The following is a 14,244-nucleotide window of genomic DNA, read 5'->3' on the forward strand; positions in this document are numbered from 1 at the left end:
CACCGTCGCCATATTTTCAGCCTACCCCGGTCCCCGCGCTCAAATAGGCCTCCAGGTCGCGTGATACCGTAGAGAAGCGCTCTATCAGAAAGTCGAGGAGCGCACGGACGCGCGGCGCCATGTACCGGCTACGTTGGTACAGGGCATGCACCGGGACATCCGGAGACCGCCACTCGGGCATCAGGATATTCAGTTTTCCCGCGCGCAGATCCGCCCCTATGTCCCATACCGATTTCATCGCTATCCCGTAACCCGCCACTGCCCACTCACGCGCGAGCGCACCGTCATTCGTCTCCCGGGAACTTGCCAGTGGCACGGTATAACTCTCGACCTCGCCACCGCGCGTGAACCGCCAGTCGTTCGCAAGGCCAATTGCGGTTCCCAGGATAATGCAATCGAAGCGCGCCAGATCCCGCGGGTGCTCGGGCGTCCCGTGCGTCGCCACATACTCCGGCGACGCACAAAGCACGCGTCGATTGGGCGCGAGCCGTCGCGCGACAAGGGAGCTATCGGGGGGCACGCCAAACCGGATGGCAAGGTCAATGTCGTCGAGCAACAGATTCGACAGCGAATCGGACAGCACCAGGGCGAAAGTCACCTCGGGATATTGCACGTTGAACTCATCAAGCCAGCCCTTGAGGACGTGGCGGCCGAAATCGGAGGTCGCCGAAATCCGCACCTTTCCGTGCACGACGCTGCGGCCGGCCTGTAGCGCGGCATGGGCATCTTCGAGGGCCTGAAGCGCCTGCTGGCAATGGAGCAGGTAGATTCGCCCCTCCTCCGTGAGCCGCAACTGGCGTGTCGTGCGCTCAAAGAGCCGCGTCTTCAGGCTCGCCTCCAGCTTGACCAGACGTGCGCTCGCCGCCGCAGGGGAAAGTCCCAGCTTCCGTCCGGCAGCCGACAGCCCACCCAGGTTTGCCGCCTCAACAAAGAGCCGGATGTCGCCGAGGTTCTCCACGATATTTCCGTTCTTTTTGAAGATGATTCAAATGGTAGGTCAATTATCAAAGCCCAGCGGACTTTGCACAATGTGCCATGGTCAATCAGCTTCGGAGATCCGCAATCATGTCGACAACCGCTTCGCCACTTTTCACGCCGACCGTCCTCGCCGGCCACACACTTGCCCACCGTGTCGTCATGGCGCCCATGACGCGTGCGCGCAGCACCCAGCCCGGTGACATACCCAACGCGATGAACGCCCGCTACTACGCCCAGCGTGCCGGCGCCGCGCTGATCGTGACCGAGGCCACCCAGATCTCGCCCCAAGGCAAGGGCTATTCCTTCACTCCCGGTATCTACAGCCCCGAGCAGGTCGCCGGATGGCGACTGGTGACGGACGCGGTTCACGCCGGCGGCGGCCGCATCTTCCTGCAGCTCTGGCACGTGGGCCGCATGTCCCACCCGGACTTTCACAACGGCGAGCTGCCGGTGGCGCCCTCGGCAGTCCCATTCGAAGGCCAGATCTGGAAGGTCGACCCGGCCACGGGCGTGGGCGCCATGGTGGCCAGCCCAACCCCGCGTGCCCTGACGCGCGACGAGATCAGCGGCGTCGTGGCCGATTTCCGCCGGGCCGCCCGCCATGCCATGGATGCGGGCTTCGACGGCGTGGAGATCCACGGCGCCAACGGCTACCTGATCGACCAGTTCCTGCGTACGACGTCGAACGTCCGCACCGACGAGTACGGCGGTACGCGTGAGAACCGCCTGCGCTTTCTCAAGGAAGTCGTCAACGCGGTGGCGGACGAGGCCGGAGCCGATCGCACCGCCATCCGCCTTGCCCCGTTCCTGACCGCACGTGGCATGGCCTGTCCCGACATCCTGCCGACCATTCTCGATGCTGCCGAATTTCTGCAGGCACGCGGCATTGCCTATCTGCATCTGGTCGAGGCGGACTGGGACGATGCGCCGCAATTCACCGAGGCATTCCGCCAGTCCATCCGCGCCCGGTTCACGCGGCCGGTCATTGTCGCAGGGAACTACGACAAGGCACGTGCCGAATGGGTCCTGTCCAAAGGCTACGCCGACCTGGTTGCCTTCGGCCGGCCATTCGTGGCCAATCCGGACTTGCCGCGCCGCCTTGCCGATGGCCTGCCGCTAGCTGCCTTCGACGGCAGCACGCTGTTCGGCGGGGGCGAGCGAGGCTATACCGACCATCCCGCTTCGCCGGCAGCGGATGTTCCCGACAGGGCTGTGGATGCCATCAGCCTTTCGTGAGTGCCGCCGGCCGCAACGTGACCAGTCATCCGGGGTGGTTCAGTACATCCGCGCGCCAATGCAAGTTCATTTCGACACAAGGAAGAGAAAATGTTTGCTTATCGTGGCTCGACCGCTCTGATTACCGGAGCATCAAAAGGACTAGGGAAGGTCTTCGCGGAGACACTTGCGGCACGAGGCATGAACCTGGTGCTGGTGGCCCGGTCTGGTGACGCCTTGCGCGCCCTGGCGGAAGAACTTACCGAGAAATACGGTGTGCAGTGCCTCCCGCTCAACGCCGACCTGGCCAATCCCGACGCAGCCATACGGATCGGTGAGGAACTCGAGCGCAGCGGCATCCAGGTAGACCTGCTGGTCAACAATGCGGGGCTCGGTCTGACCGGCAGCTTCCTCTCGCAGGATTTCACGAAGGTACAGTCGGAGATCCAGGTGAACGTTCAAGCGCTGGTCGCGCTGACCCACCTGCTTGGCAGCGGCATGGCGAAACGAGGCAGAGGCGGCATCATCAATCTCGCGTCCAACGCAAGCTTTCAGCCACTCCCCTATATGGCCACCTACGCTGCCACCAAGGCGTTCGTCCTTTTCTTCAGCGAGGCGCTGCAGTATGAGCTCGCTGGCACGGGCGTTCATGTGACGGCAGCTTGCCCGGGGCCAACGGCAACGAGCTTCTTTGACGGCGTGTCGACCGACGTGTCGCCCAAGGACATGGACAGCTCGGAATCGGTTGTTCAAAAAACACTCAAGGCTTTCGACCGAAGGAAAGCGGTCGCCTATCCGGGGCGGACAAGCGTGCGCGCGGCCACCTGGTTGTCGCGATTGTTTCCGCGAACGCTCGTTGTACGCCTCGCAGCAATGGCCACCGGAAAAATGGGGCTTCAAGGCTGAAGCCAACGATTCGCCGGGTCCGGACGGCGGCTTTTAACGCTCAGATTATTTGGATATGGATATGGATATGGATATGGATATGGATATGAAATCTCAGGAAAGAACGCCAACGCGCCAGGGAGAATCGCAATGAAGATTCTCGTGACCGGAGCGACCGGCTATATCGGTGGCGCCGCCGCCAAGGCACTCGTCAAACGTGGACACGAGGTCTTCGGCCTGGCGCGATCGGAAGAATCCGCCGGGCGGCTTCGCCTCGCCGGAATTACCCCCCTTGCCGGAGACTTTACCGACAGCGCGAGCCTGATCAGAGCGGCCAGCGGCGTCGACACGATCGTCAGTACGGCAAGCATCGGCTCACTGGCGGGCAGCGCTGAATCGTTCGCGCAGGATCGGGACGCGATTCGCGCCATGCTTGGCGCTGCCGAGGGATCGGGCAAGACGCTGATCTTCACCAGCGGCTCGGCAGTCCTTGGCATCGTCAATGGCGGCGAGGCGACGCGCGACGTATTCGATGAAGACGTGAGCCTGCCTTTGCCGCCCTCGGTCTTCGCGCCTGCATCGGCAAATGTGCCGCCTGTGCTGGTCGAGATGTTCGGCGCAGCCATGGGCGCACGCGTCGGGACGGAGAAGGAAGTGGCGAACGCCTCGGGAATCCGGGGGATCGTGATGCGCCCGGGTCTCGTCTATGGAAACGGCGGCAGCTACGACTTGCCCGCCCTCATCCGGATGGCCCGCGCTAAAGGCGTGGCTCCCCACCTCGGGTCAGGTGGCACGCTGCAGGGATATGTTCATGTGGATGATCTGGCCGAACTGTATTGTCTCGCCGTCGAGGGAGCGCCCGCTGGCGCGGTGCTGCACGGCGTGGCCGGTGAAGTGAGCCAGCGGGAGCTGGCCGCGGCCGTCAGCCGCATGATCGGAGCCGGCGATCGCACAGCGAGTCTCCAGCTCGAGGAGATGTACGCTGCCGGCGGTCCGGTCGGCGTGAGTCTCTCGTTGAACAAGCGCATGTCGTCAGATAAGACACGACGTTTGCTGGGCTGGTCGCCAACCCGCACGGACATCCTGCACGATATCGAGTTCGGGTCCTATGCCGCCTGAGCGCCAGTCTCAGTTGTATTCCGACTTCCCGGCTACTCACGGCGATGCTTACGAAGTGGTCAGCCCAATGAAGAGAGAGCCAGTTATCACTTGAAATGCGCTGGTTGCGACATAGGGCAGGTTGCTGCCCGTGAGTTCATAGACCATGCAAAGCGGAGACCTCCAGACGTCCGGGCTGTCGCCGCTGCCTGGCTAGTCCGGCCCCCCTAGGAGCGGATGCCGAACAAGCCGTGCCAGAAGGAATCGAACGCACCTGCGTGACGCCTGGGCCGTTTCGCCTCGTCAGAATTTGACGCCGCGCCGGCGGGCGTCGGGCCAGCCTCGGCGCCGGGCGCGTCCGCGGCCGGCACACTGGCGCGCCGCGACTCCTCCAGGGCCCATACGCTGTCCGCGATGCGTGCGGCCAGTTCCGCTTCGCAGTCCCGGCCGAGCAGCACGCCGAAGATGACGTCGCGGTTGTGGCCGTCGTCCGCAAAGCGCATCGCAATGACGACCATCTTCTCGTAGCGTTCCTGCGCCGCGCGCTGGCTCTCGCGTTGCGCCTCGCGCTCCTGTTCTTCCTGCGCGTCGCGCTCGGCCTGCCAGCGTTGCATCTCCCGCTCGAATACCTCGTCGTAGATCTGGCGCTGCCCGGCATCGGAAAGAATGGCGTAGGCGTCACGAATTTCCTGGAATGCCGCGTGCGCCTCCGCCTCGCGGCCGAGATTGCGGTCGGGGTGCCACTTCATGGCGGCGCGGCGGTAGGCGCGTTTGATCTCGTCCATGGTGGCGTCCGATTGCACGCCGAGGGTCGCGTAGAGGGTGGTCATGGGCCAAAGGGGCGACTGCTGGGGAGCGTTCATGCTAGCACGGGGTGACCCTTCCAACAGGAGTAGCAGGCTGAGGTTTCATGGCGCTGATGCGCGCCATGCCCAACATGACCGTGATCGAGTGCCGGACCGGGACGCGTTATCTGCCAGGGCAATGCCCGCGGGTATCGATCGCTTTCGGTCCGTTTTCAGTCCTTGGCTTGGAGACGCGATCAAAATAACGCGAAGCGGCAGCGGCGTGAGCAACTAAGCACCGTAAGATTTGGCCTGGGTTACTGCGATTTTGCGATGGGCCAGCAGGAGAATGGGCGTAGTAGCCATTGATAGCGCGACGACCACCGTCACGACGGACAGCTGTTCAGCATCAATCAAGCGAGCTGCCTGCGCTGCCGCCATCACGACAAAGGCAAACTCTCCCCCTTGGGAAAGCAGAATGGCAAAGTATGCGCGTTGCTCTGGCGGCAAATTGATCCGTTTGGCCAGAAACCACAGCGCCAGGAGTTTGCCTAGAACGAGCGCGACCACCAGTACTGCGACCAGGAACGGCTTGCGCGCCAACACGCCGAAATCAATCGACATGCCGACAGCGATAAAAAAGAGTCCGAGCAGAATGCCCTTGAAGGGTGCCATGTCCGATTCGATCTCGTGACGGAATTCTGATCCCGCCAGCAACACGCCAGCCACGAACGCGCCGAGTGACATCGACAGATGGACCAGATGCATCAGCAAGGCGATACCGATCACCCAGAGCAGCGCGAATACGGTAAATATTTCGCGAGTTCCACTTCGATGAATGACGCTTAACGCGTGGCGCAAGACAAAGCGGCCGACGATGACTACGGCAGCAAGCATGCCAAGCGCCGTCATCGCCATTACCCAACCGGCCGGCCCGGTTTCTTCCGCCGGCATTGGCGCCAGCAGCGGCAACAGAGCAATCATTGGGATGGCCGCGATATCCTGAAACAGCAGGATGCCGAAGCTTGTCTGACCGAGCGGTGTATCCATCTGGCGCTTCTGCTCGAGGATCGCAATTACCATCGCGGTGGACGATAGCGAGAGCGCGAACCCGGTTGCAACGCCGATGCGCCACTGCACGCCAAAGGCCGTGAAAATCGCTGCCAGCAGGATGGCGCAAAGTGCAACCTGGGCGCCACCGTAGCCGAATATGGACCGGCGCATCGCCAACAACTTGCCGAGTTCCATTTCGATGCCGATGGTAAACATCATCAATACAATGCCGAGCTCGGAAACGTCGAGAATTGAGTTGACATCGGTGACCAGTCGCAACCCCCAGGGGCCGATCGCCACGCCTGCCATCAGATAGCCCAAAACGGATCCAAAGCCAAAGCGTATCGACAGCGGCACGGCGATCAATGCCGCCGCGAGAAACACAACCGAATCAGTCAGCAGTTGCTCCATCATCTCCCTCCTGCTCGTGGTCACGATCAGCGTAGCCTGTGTCGGCTCGCCATGCCACCATTGACTGACGATCTTTCGGTCACCGGACATGACACGGGGCCTGGCAGTTCCTGCATCATGGCTTGCCTGAGGGCACTGGTTTTGTCGCGGTGCGCCTGGCGCGCGGCTCCTCTGTTTCAATCCATGGTCTAGTATATTTTCGTCCGGTGCGCATATTTGTCCACAGGCCGCTCGGCCTGGCGGGCAATGCCGTGGTGCCAACCGGGCCAGCGTCACGTTTTTCGCGAACGCTGCTGGCATTACGCAAGCCGGGCGGCGCCGCTATTGCCCTGCCCGATCACCGATGCCGCTTTCGGGAGTCCATCATGCCCGATTCACCCAGGACGACCATCAATGCCGCCGCGACCGCGCCGCCGGACGATGCGCAGACACGGGAGCCGGTACTGGACGTGGTGGATCGCGTCTCCGAGATGTGCTTCGGCCTGTTCATGGCGCTCACCTTTGTCGGCGCGGTGGCGAGCGGCACGGGCGGCCCGAATGCCAGCCGTACCATGCTGCATGCCGCATTGGGGTGCAACCTCGCCTGGGGTATGGTGGACGCGGTCATGTTCCTGGTTCGTACGCTGGCGACCCGCGGCCAGCGGATCTCCCTCGCACTTGCCGTCAGGAATGCGGGCGACCAGGCCACCGCAATTGGTCTCATTCGCGATGCGCTGCCCCGGGCAACGAAGTCGCTGGTCACCGATACCGAACTGGAGGCCATGCGGGCACGGCTCGCTGCCGCTCCGGGGCTGCCGGCCCGTCCCCGTCTGAATCTGGCCGACTTGCTGGGCTCCCTGCGCATCTTCTGCATCGTCGTGCTGACCACGTTTCCGGTGGCGCTGCCCTTCGTCCTGCTGAACGACGTCCGCCTGGCGCTTCTCATTTCGCGCGTGCTGACCCTTGCCATGCTGTTCGTCGCCGGGTGGGCGCTGGGCCACTATGCCGGATTTGGCGGCTGGGTCACTGGCGTGGCCATGACAGCGCTGGGCGTGGTCATGACCATCGCCATCATCGCGCTGGGCGGCTGAGATGCGATCCGCGACCTTGCTGGTTGCCGCCACATTTGCCGCAGGTGTTGCCCGGGCACAGGAACCGCCCCAGCCTGTGCCGGACGCCACCACCCAGCCTGCCGGCGCGCCGTGGAGCTTCTCGGCAACAGGCTACTGGAACATGCCACGCGAGAGCGGCGACTACCTCACCGGTATCTTCATTGCCGAAAAGAAGCAGCTCCACCTCGAGGCAAGAGCCAACTACGAGGCGAAGCACTCGCAGTCCGCATTCATCGGCTGGACATTCTCGGGGGGCGAAACGGTCCAGTACAAGGTGACGCCCATCGTCGGGTTCGTGGGGGGCTCGACACACGGCGCGATCGGCGGCCTTGAGGCCAGCGTGGCCGTCAGCAAGTTCGACTACTACATCGAAGCCGAATACCTGGACGCGCATGGCGACGAACCGGGATATCTCTATGCATGGAGCGAACTTGGCTACCGCCCGATCGAATGGCTGAGGCTGGGCGTCGTGGCACAGCGCACGCGAGTTTACGGGGGTGACCGCGAATTCCAGCGAGGCGGCTTTCTTCAGGTCACGGTGCGCAAGTTCACGGCCGGCTTCTACTGGTTCAACCCGGGCTCGACGGAACAGGTCGCGATCCTTTCGCTGGGTGTCAGCTTCTAGGCCGTATTCACAACAGGCAGGCCTGCGCCCTGACTCCCGAGGGCGCTGTCACGGACTTGTCTTCCTATCGGCAAGGTGACAGTGCCGGGCAATTCTATTTTTGTCCGGCAGCGGCGTGGGCAGCGGCAATAGCACTGTCCCGCTCCTTCGCGGCTGCGGACTTTTGTTCATTGAAGACCTTCTGCGCCTCGGCGACCTTGCGCTTGTATTCCTTTCTGGCGGCAGCTTCTTCCTGCCGCATCTTCACGATCGAGTCGCTATGGGCAGCGCCTGCGGGAGCGGTTTGCGCCCAGACCGCCGAAGTCATGATCGTCGCAGCCAGCATGGCCAGCATCGTCAGCTTTCTCATGATTTCCCCCGTAGTGGATTCTTCCTGGCGTCATGGAAACGGCGGCGGCGCTGCATGACGAGTTTGCCGCCTTCGGCATAGTATTGATAGCTCATCCTGCAAAAGTCAAAGACAGCGTGAGGGCTTGCCACCTGGCTCGCCCGGCGGATGCGCTCCTTCCCTGGCTCCATCGGACGTATTGCGAGAAGAAATGGCCTGCTGCGCTTTCCAGACAGCGCCAGGAATTACGCCTTCGGCCGTCGTCCATCCCTCAAGCCTCTCCTGCTGCAAAGATCTCGCGCAGCCATTGTGCAAAGACCCGAACCCGCGACGAAAGCTGGCGATTCTGCGAATACAGGACGGAGACAGGCATCGGCGGGCACGGGAAGTCCGGCAGGACAATTTTCAGGCGACCCGACGCCAGTTCCGCAGCCACCCGGTAGCGGGGCACCTGCACCAGCCCCAGCCCCGCCACCGCTGCCCCGGTGTAGAGATCGGCGCCGGTCACCGAAACGATCGCCGGAAGCTGGACCGCCGTCACGCGGCCATTTGCCGTGAATTCGAGTGGGACTGCCTTGCCAGTCGCGCTGGAGACATAGTTCACCGCCTGATGCGCCGCCAGTGCGTGCAAGTCGGCCGGCTCTCCATATCTTTCGAGATAGCCGGGGCTGGCGACGGTCACCTGCTCCAGCAGCGCGATCTGCCTGCCTACCATCGATGAGTCCTGCAGCGTGCCTGCTCGCAATACGCAATCGATGCCTTCGCGCACCAGGTCCACCAGGCGGTCGTCTTCGCCGATCTGCAGTTCGATCTGCGGGTACCGGGCCAGGAAATCCGGCAGCGCCGGCACCACGAATTGGCGGGCCAGCGTCCCTTGCAGATTCACACGTAGCAGCCCTTTGGGCGCCGTGTTCCGGAACGATCCCTCGGCCTCCTCCAGATCGGCGATCAGCCGCACGCATCGGCGGTAGTAGGCCTCGCCGTCATGCGTCAGCCGCACCGTGCGGGTCGTGCGCTCCAGCAGCTGCGTGCCGAGCCGCTGCTCCAACCGCTTGATCAGGTTAGTGACGGTCGCCCGCGGTATCTGCAGGTCGTCGGACGCCTGCGTAAAGCTCTGCCGCTCCGCAATACGCACAAAGGCCTGCATTTCCTGAAAGCGATCCATCGGGCGCTCCACCAGGCTTATTGTTAAAGCAAACGGAAAGATGTTACCAGATCAATTGCAATTATCTTTTGGAAGGAATGATCCAGTATTCGTTTCACCACCAGCCCCAAATGAGGAAACGGATCATGAATCAAGCCAACAACCCTAAAGTCGCCATCGTCACCGGCGCATCGCGCGGCATCGGCGCCGCTGTTGCGCAGCGGCTGGCTCGGGACGGCTTCGCCGTTGCGGTCAACTACGCTTCCAGCCCCGCCCAGGCGGATGCGCTGGTCGCCAGCCTGCAAGCGGGGGGCGCCAGGGCCATCGCCGTCAAGGCCGATGTCTCGGACGCCGGCGAAGTGCGGCGCATGTTCGAGATCGTCGAACAGCAACTCGGCAAGGTCGATGTGCTGGTGAACAACGCCGGCGTCCTCAAGACGGTGCCCCTGGCCGACACCAGCGACGCGCTCTTCGACCAGACTTTCGGCATCAATGTGCGCGGCACCTTCAACACGTTGCGCGAAGCTGCCGCGCGCCTGAACGACGGCGGGCGCATCGTCAATTTCTCCAGCACCACGCTGGCCCTGAACATGCCCGGCTATGCGGTCTACAACGCGACCAAGGCAGCGGTCGAGTCGTTCACGCACGTGTTTGCCAAGGAGCTGCGCGGCCGCAACATCACCGTGAACGCGGTGGCGCCGGGGCCGATCGCAACGTCGCTGTTCCTCGATGGCAAGACCGACGAGCAGATCCAGGCGTTCGCGAAGATGCCGCCGCTGCAGCGGCTGGGCCAGCCCGACGACATTGCCGGCGTCGTGTCGTTCCTCGCCGGCCCCGATGCGGGCTGGGTGGACGGCCAGATCCTGCGTGCCAATGGCGGCGTCGCCTGACCGAGTCACCTTCCATTCAATCGTCACTGAACAGGAGTTCGGTCATGAAACAAGTTGTCCTGGTAACGGGCGCCGGCAGCGGCATTGGCAAGCTGTCCGCACAATCCCTGGCCCTGGCTGGCCACGTGGTGTATGCATCGATGCGCGACATCGACGGCCGCAACAAAGCCCGTGCGGACGGAGTCCGGCAATGGGCCGCCGAACGCGGCGTGAGCCTGCACCCGCTTGAGCTCGATGTGCTGTCGCAGGAATCCGCCGATGCCGCAGCCGCCACGATTGTCCGGGAGCACGGCCGCATCGACGTGGTGATGCAGAACGCCGGCCACCTCGTGGTGGGGCCCACCGAGGCGTTCACGCCTGAGGAGATGATGAAGGTCTTCGATACCAACCTGTTCGGCACGCAACGCGTGAACCGTGCGGTGCTGCCGTACATGAAGGCGCGCGAAGCCGGCCTGATGCTGTGGATCAGCAGCACTACCACCAAGGGCGGCTTCCCCCCGTTCATGGGCCCGTACGGCGCGGCCAAGGCGGCGATGGATTCCCTCGCGGTCACGCTGGCCTATGAGATTGCGCGCTTCGGCATCGAGACTTCGATCGTGGTCCCCGGCGCGTTCACCAGGGGCACTTCGCATTTTCCCACCGCGGGCAAGCCGGCCGATGCAGCAAGGGCCGCAACTTACAGCCGCTATGACGGCGTCATGGACCAGATCGGCGAACGCCTGACCGCGTTGACGCCCGATGACGCCGACCCGCAGGCTGTGGCCGACGAGATCGTGCGGATCGTAGGCATGCCGTCAGGCTCCCGCCCCATGCGCGCGGTGATTGATTTCGTCGGTGATGGAGCCCGGGAAGTGCTGGAGGTGTCGGAGCGCGTACGGATCGACTTCGCCAGGCGGATCGGCATGGGCGACCTGCTCGACGCCAGGGTCAGCCGGTAGGCAAATGCAGCGCGGGCCTGGCAGGGCCCGTGCCTGCCTTCTGGAGAGGATCATGAAGCGATGGCCGACGCCTTAGAGGGTCATTGCCGTGACCGGCCAAAGTCAGGTCAATGCTGACGGTGCACGTGATAAGATTCGCGTGCGAACTAACAGGCATCCTTTACCCGTCACAGACATGGAGCATCGCCTCGTCTATCTATTGAATGTCGGCCAGCGCCGGCTGCAGCGGTGGTCACAGGCACGCTCGGCCGTGGGTGGCGTGACAGCGGCCCAGGCCGGGCTGCTTTTCTTTCTCGGCAGTCACGACGGCGCGCTGATGAGCGAGGCTGCCGCAGCGCTGGATCTGGGCGCGCCCGGGATGAGCGGCCTGGCCGACCGGACTGAAAGGGCGGGCCTGATCGAGCGCCGGCCGGACGAATTCGATCGCCGTGCCTCTCGCCTGTGGCTGACGGAGGCAGGGCGCCTGGCGCGCCAGCGTTCCAGGAGCGGCATGAAGGCATTAAATGCCAGGCTGACCGAAGGTTTCACCGCGGCCGAGATCGACGTGGTGGCGCGGTGGCTGACCAGCCTGCAGACGAAGTTTCCGGCCGCCGACGAGGGCGAGGTGTAGCCTTGGGCGCGGCCGGACAGTGAGGCCTCGAGCTACTGCTGGGCGACCCTGGTGAAGTCCGGCTTGCGCTTCTCGGCGAAGGCCGAGAATGCTTCCCTGGCCTCGGCGCTTGCCAGCCGCTCCTCGAACCGGATGCGTTCGCTGCTCATCTGCGCGACCAGCCTCTCCGCGTCGCGCATAAGCTTCTTCATTGCGCTCAGGGAGCCGGCGGGCTTGGCGGCAATCCTTTCCGCCATCCGGCGCGCGTCCGCCCGCAGTTGATCGTTGGCGCAGACTTTGTTCGCGATGCCCCATGCCAAGGCGGTTTGCGCGTCAAGCGGCTCGCCCAGCGCGAACATCTCGAAGGCCCTGGCGTGCCCGATGCGCAGCGGAAGCAGGTAGCTCGAGGCCGCCTCGGGCACCAGGGCGAGGTTGACGAAGGGCGTGATCAGCTGCGCATCCTGCGCGAGCATGACGACATCGCAATGCAGCAGCATGGTGGTGCCGACGCCGACGGCCTTGCCGTTGACCGCGGCGACAACCGGTACGGTCGAGTTCGCCAGGGCGTGCAGAAAGCGGTGCACGTGGCGCTCGCCGGGGCCATTTCCCGCCGCGATCGCCGCGAACTCTCCCATATCATTGCCTGCCGTAAAGCTGTCCCCGTCCCCCTGCAGCAGCAATACCCGGATATTGCTGTCGTGCTGCGCCCGCTCGATATTGTCGGCAAGTACGCCGTACATCTCGTTCGTCAACGCGTTCTTCTTGTCCGGCCGGGCAAGCGTCATCGTCAGAACGCCGCCGGTCAGGTCAGTGTGAATTTCGGAAGTCATGGTCGGTCTCCAGGTGGGCTGTGTGGTGCCGTGCAGGCACCGGGTTAGGTTCGCATGCGAAGTATATAGATTATTCGCATGCGAAGTAAACCGCAGGCCCGGATCGAGGCGATCCTGCGTCACACAAGTGCGAAGCTGGTCACTCCACGGGAGCTTGCCATCATCAGTAAGCATTAGAGGAACGGTGAAACGTTCTCCATCGCGCGGGTCACATAGGCCTCCTTCTCGCCCACCGGCGCCACATAGTGAATCGCGCTACGTGCGGCCTCGACGCCTTCCAGGCGTGCGATAAACCAGGCGGCCAGATACTGCGACGCCAGGCACCCGCCGGCGGTCGCGACATTTCCCTTGGCCACAAACGGCTGATTGAGCACAGCCACACCTGCCTCCTCGACCCATGGCCGGGTGGTCAGGTCCGTACAGGCCGGAAGGTCATCCAGCAAGCCCAGTCTGGCGAGTATGAGCGTGCCCGAGCATTGCGCGCCCAACAACTGGCGCGTCGGGTCGAGCCGGAGTTGCGACATCAACGCGGAATCGGCGACGACGTCCCGGGTCCGTACCCCGCTACCCACCAGCACAGCGTCCGCGTCGCAAGCGTCTTCCAGTGACGCTTGCGCCTCGATCACCACGTCGTTCATCGAACGCACCCTGGCAGCCGGACTGGCGATCGAAACCCGCCAGCCCGGCTGCTTGACCCGGTTGAGGATGCCGAGCGCGATCAGCGAGTCGAGTTCGTTGAAACCTTCGAAGGTCAGGATGGCGATGTGCATGGTGGGCCTCGTGAGGGTGAAGACGTTGTGTTTCGCCATCGTAGGGCCGAAAATCAATACATTCAAATAATTGTCATGGATACGCTCAGGATGCCTCAGCCCCGCTACAAGCAACTGGTGGACCGTCTGGCGGACGATATCCGTGCGCGGCGTCTGCGTCCCGGGACGCGCCTGCCAACGCACCGCGAGCTCGCGGTGCGCGAAGGGCTGGCGTTGGTCACGGCCACGCGCGTCTACGCGGAGCTGCAAGCGATGGGGCTGGTGAGCGGAGAAACCGGTCGCGGCACGTTCGTCAAGGAGGCGCTCCCTCGCGGTGCAGGCATTGATCTGCATGCCTGGAACGCCGACACGGTGGACCTGAGCTTCAACAATCCCTCGATGCCGGATCAGGCAGACCTTCTCCGGGCAGCGCTGCGCCAGCTCGCGGCCGCAGGCGACCTCGAGGCTCTGCTTCGATACCAGCCCCACGCCGGGCGCGAGCACGAGCGGGCGACCGTGGCGCGCCACCTGGGCAGCCGGGGACTGGCGGTATCGGCTGAAACCGTATTGCTCGTGAGCGGTGCGCAGCACGGGCTGACGACAACCGCCCCATCCTTGCTCGAGCCCGGCGACGT

Annotated in this window: 16 protein-coding genes; 9 read left to right on the forward strand and 7 right to left on the reverse strand. The window is 63.6% G+C overall.

Annotation, left to right across the window (positions count from 1 at the left end; translation table 11 throughout):
* Positions 1–16: 16 nt before the first annotated feature.
* Positions 17–958: a LysR family transcriptional regulator gene (locus RM96_RS21800; protein WP_039013600.1), complete on the reverse strand. Its 942-nt coding sequence runs from the start codon at positions 956–958 to the stop codon at positions 17–19.
* A 107-nt stretch (positions 959–1,065) separates the two neighbouring features.
* Between RM96_RS21800 and RM96_RS21805 the strand changes: the two genes are divergently transcribed.
* The 3 genes from RM96_RS21805 (at position 1,066) to RM96_RS21815 (ending at position 4,197) form a co-directional block, all read left to right on the forward strand.
* The gene (locus RM96_RS21805) at positions 1,066–2,214 is read left to right on the forward strand and encodes an alkene reductase (protein ID WP_052279651.1); all 1,149 of its coding nucleotides are present in this window, start codon (positions 1,066–1,068) and stop codon (positions 2,212–2,214) included.
* 90 nt (positions 2,215–2,304) lie between these two features.
* On the forward strand, positions 2,305–3,099 hold the full coding sequence (locus RM96_RS21810) for an SDR family NAD(P)-dependent oxidoreductase (protein ID WP_039013601.1): 795 nt from the start codon (positions 2,305–2,307) through the stop codon (positions 3,097–3,099).
* Positions 3,100–3,228: 129 nt separating this feature from the next.
* Positions 3,229–4,197, forward strand: a complete 969-nt coding sequence (locus tag RM96_RS21815; RefSeq protein WP_039013603.1) for an NAD-dependent epimerase/dehydratase family protein — start codon at positions 3,229–3,231, stop codon at positions 4,195–4,197.
* Positions 4,198–4,403: 206 nt separating this feature from the next.
* On the opposite strand, the gene RM96_RS21820 is transcribed toward RM96_RS21815, so the two are convergent.
* Positions 4,404–5,006: a J domain-containing protein gene (locus tag RM96_RS21820; RefSeq protein WP_082016655.1), complete on the reverse strand. Its 603-nt coding sequence runs from the start codon at positions 5,004–5,006 to the stop codon at positions 4,404–4,406.
* 246 nt (positions 5,007–5,252) lie between these two features.
* Positions 5,253–6,425, reverse strand: coding sequence for a monovalent cation:proton antiporter-2 (CPA2) family protein (locus tag RM96_RS21825; protein WP_039013634.1), 1,173 nt, complete (start codon positions 6,423–6,425; stop codon positions 5,253–5,255).
* A gap of 365 nt (positions 6,426–6,790) precedes the next feature.
* Here RM96_RS21825 and RM96_RS21830 point away from each other — a divergent pair, with 365 nt between their 5' ends.
* Positions 6,791–7,495 (forward strand): membrane protein, encoded by a 705-nt coding sequence (locus RM96_RS21830; protein ID WP_039013606.1) that lies wholly within the window; start codon positions 6,791–6,793, stop codon positions 7,493–7,495.
* Between the two features lies 1 nt (position 7,496).
* A complete protein-coding gene (locus RM96_RS21835; RefSeq protein WP_039013608.1) occupies positions 7,497–8,141 on the forward strand; it encodes a hypothetical protein in 645 nt (214 codons plus the stop codon).
* A gap of 94 nt (positions 8,142–8,235) precedes the next feature.
* Here the strand turns inward: RM96_RS21835 and RM96_RS21840 are convergent, their stop codons facing one another.
* Positions 8,236–8,490 (reverse strand): hypothetical protein, encoded by a 255-nt coding sequence (locus RM96_RS21840; RefSeq protein ID WP_039013610.1) that lies wholly within the window; start codon positions 8,488–8,490, stop codon positions 8,236–8,238.
* A gap of 250 nt (positions 8,491–8,740) precedes the next feature.
* Positions 8,741–9,634: a LysR family transcriptional regulator gene (locus RM96_RS21845; protein WP_039013611.1), complete on the reverse strand. Its 894-nt coding sequence runs from the start codon at positions 9,632–9,634 to the stop codon at positions 8,741–8,743.
* Between the two features lie 125 nt (positions 9,635–9,759).
* Here RM96_RS21845 and RM96_RS21850 point away from each other — a divergent pair, with 125 nt between their 5' ends.
* The 3 genes from RM96_RS21850 (at position 9,760) to RM96_RS21860 (ending at position 12,051) form a co-directional block, all read left to right on the forward strand.
* A complete protein-coding gene (locus RM96_RS21850; RefSeq protein ID WP_039013612.1) occupies positions 9,760–10,503 on the forward strand; it encodes an SDR family oxidoreductase in 744 nt (247 codons plus the stop codon).
* A 44-nt stretch (positions 10,504–10,547) separates the two neighbouring features.
* The gene (locus tag RM96_RS21855; protein ID WP_039013613.1) at positions 10,548–11,441 is read left to right on the forward strand and encodes an SDR family oxidoreductase; all 894 of its coding nucleotides are present in this window, start codon (positions 10,548–10,550) and stop codon (positions 11,439–11,441) included.
* A gap of 175 nt (positions 11,442–11,616) precedes the next feature.
* On the forward strand, positions 11,617–12,051 hold the full coding sequence (locus tag RM96_RS21860) for a MarR family winged helix-turn-helix transcriptional regulator (protein ID WP_039013614.1): 435 nt from the start codon (positions 11,617–11,619) through the stop codon (positions 12,049–12,051).
* 32 nt (positions 12,052–12,083) lie between these two features.
* On the opposite strand, the gene RM96_RS21865 is transcribed toward RM96_RS21860, so the two are convergent.
* Positions 12,084–12,860 (reverse strand): enoyl-CoA hydratase, encoded by a 777-nt coding sequence (locus tag RM96_RS21865; RefSeq protein WP_039013615.1) that lies wholly within the window; start codon positions 12,858–12,860, stop codon positions 12,084–12,086.
* 173 nt (positions 12,861–13,033) lie between these two features.
* Positions 13,034–13,630 (reverse strand): DJ-1/PfpI family protein, encoded by a 597-nt coding sequence (locus RM96_RS21870; RefSeq protein WP_039013616.1) that lies wholly within the window; start codon positions 13,628–13,630, stop codon positions 13,034–13,036.
* A gap of 90 nt (positions 13,631–13,720) precedes the next feature.
* Between RM96_RS21870 and RM96_RS21875 the strand changes: the two genes are divergently transcribed.
* Positions 13,721–14,244 (forward strand): aminotransferase class I/II-fold pyridoxal phosphate-dependent enzyme (locus tag RM96_RS21875; RefSeq protein WP_039013636.1); only part of this gene is annotated, 524 nt, incomplete at its 3' end.

Origin of the sequence: Cupriavidus sp. IDO (assembly GCF_000812465.1) — a bacterium.
GTDB lineage: Bacteria > Pseudomonadota > Gammaproteobacteria > Burkholderiales > Burkholderiaceae > Cupriavidus.

Bases quoted from the DNA above. Each gene is read 5' to 3' on its own strand.
- RM96_RS21805 (WP_052279651.1), top strand. From the start codon at position 1,066: ATGTCGACAACCGCTTCGCCACTTTTCACGCCGACCGTCCTCGCCGGC.
- RM96_RS21835 (WP_039013608.1), top strand. From the start codon at position 7,497: ATGCGATCCGCGACCTTGCTGGTTGCCGCCACATTTGCCGCAGGTGTT.
- RM96_RS21820 (WP_082016655.1), bottom strand. From the start codon at position 5,006: ATGACCACCCTCTACGCGACCCTCGGCGTGCAATCGGACGCCACCATG.
- RM96_RS21860 (WP_039013614.1), top strand. From the start codon at position 11,617: ATGGAGCATCGCCTCGTCTATCTATTGAATGTCGGCCAGCGCCGGCTG.
- RM96_RS21850 (WP_039013612.1), top strand. From the start codon at position 9,760: ATGAATCAAGCCAACAACCCTAAAGTCGCCATCGTCACCGGCGCATCG.
- RM96_RS21815 (WP_039013603.1), top strand. From the start codon at position 3,229: ATGAAGATTCTCGTGACCGGAGCGACCGGCTATATCGGTGGCGCCGCC.
- RM96_RS21870 (WP_039013616.1), bottom strand. From the start codon at position 13,630: ATGCACATCGCCATCCTGACCTTCGAAGGTTTCAACGAACTCGACTCG.
- RM96_RS21845 (WP_039013611.1), bottom strand. From the start codon at position 9,634: ATGGATCGCTTTCAGGAAATGCAGGCCTTTGTGCGTATTGCGGAGCGG.
- RM96_RS21830 (WP_039013606.1), top strand. From the start codon at position 6,791: ATGCCCGATTCACCCAGGACGACCATCAATGCCGCCGCGACCGCGCCG.
- RM96_RS21865 (WP_039013615.1), bottom strand. From the start codon at position 12,860: ATGACTTCCGAAATTCACACTGACCTGACCGGCGGCGTTCTGACGATG.
- RM96_RS21810 (WP_039013601.1), top strand. From the start codon at position 2,305: ATGTTTGCTTATCGTGGCTCGACCGCTCTGATTACCGGAGCATCAAAA.
- RM96_RS21825 (WP_039013634.1), bottom strand. From the start codon at position 6,425: ATGGAGCAACTGCTGACTGATTCGGTTGTGTTTCTCGCGGCGGCATTG.
- RM96_RS21840 (WP_039013610.1), bottom strand. From the start codon at position 8,490: ATGAGAAAGCTGACGATGCTGGCCATGCTGGCTGCGACGATCATGACT.
- RM96_RS21855 (WP_039013613.1), top strand. From the start codon at position 10,548: ATGAAACAAGTTGTCCTGGTAACGGGCGCCGGCAGCGGCATTGGCAAG.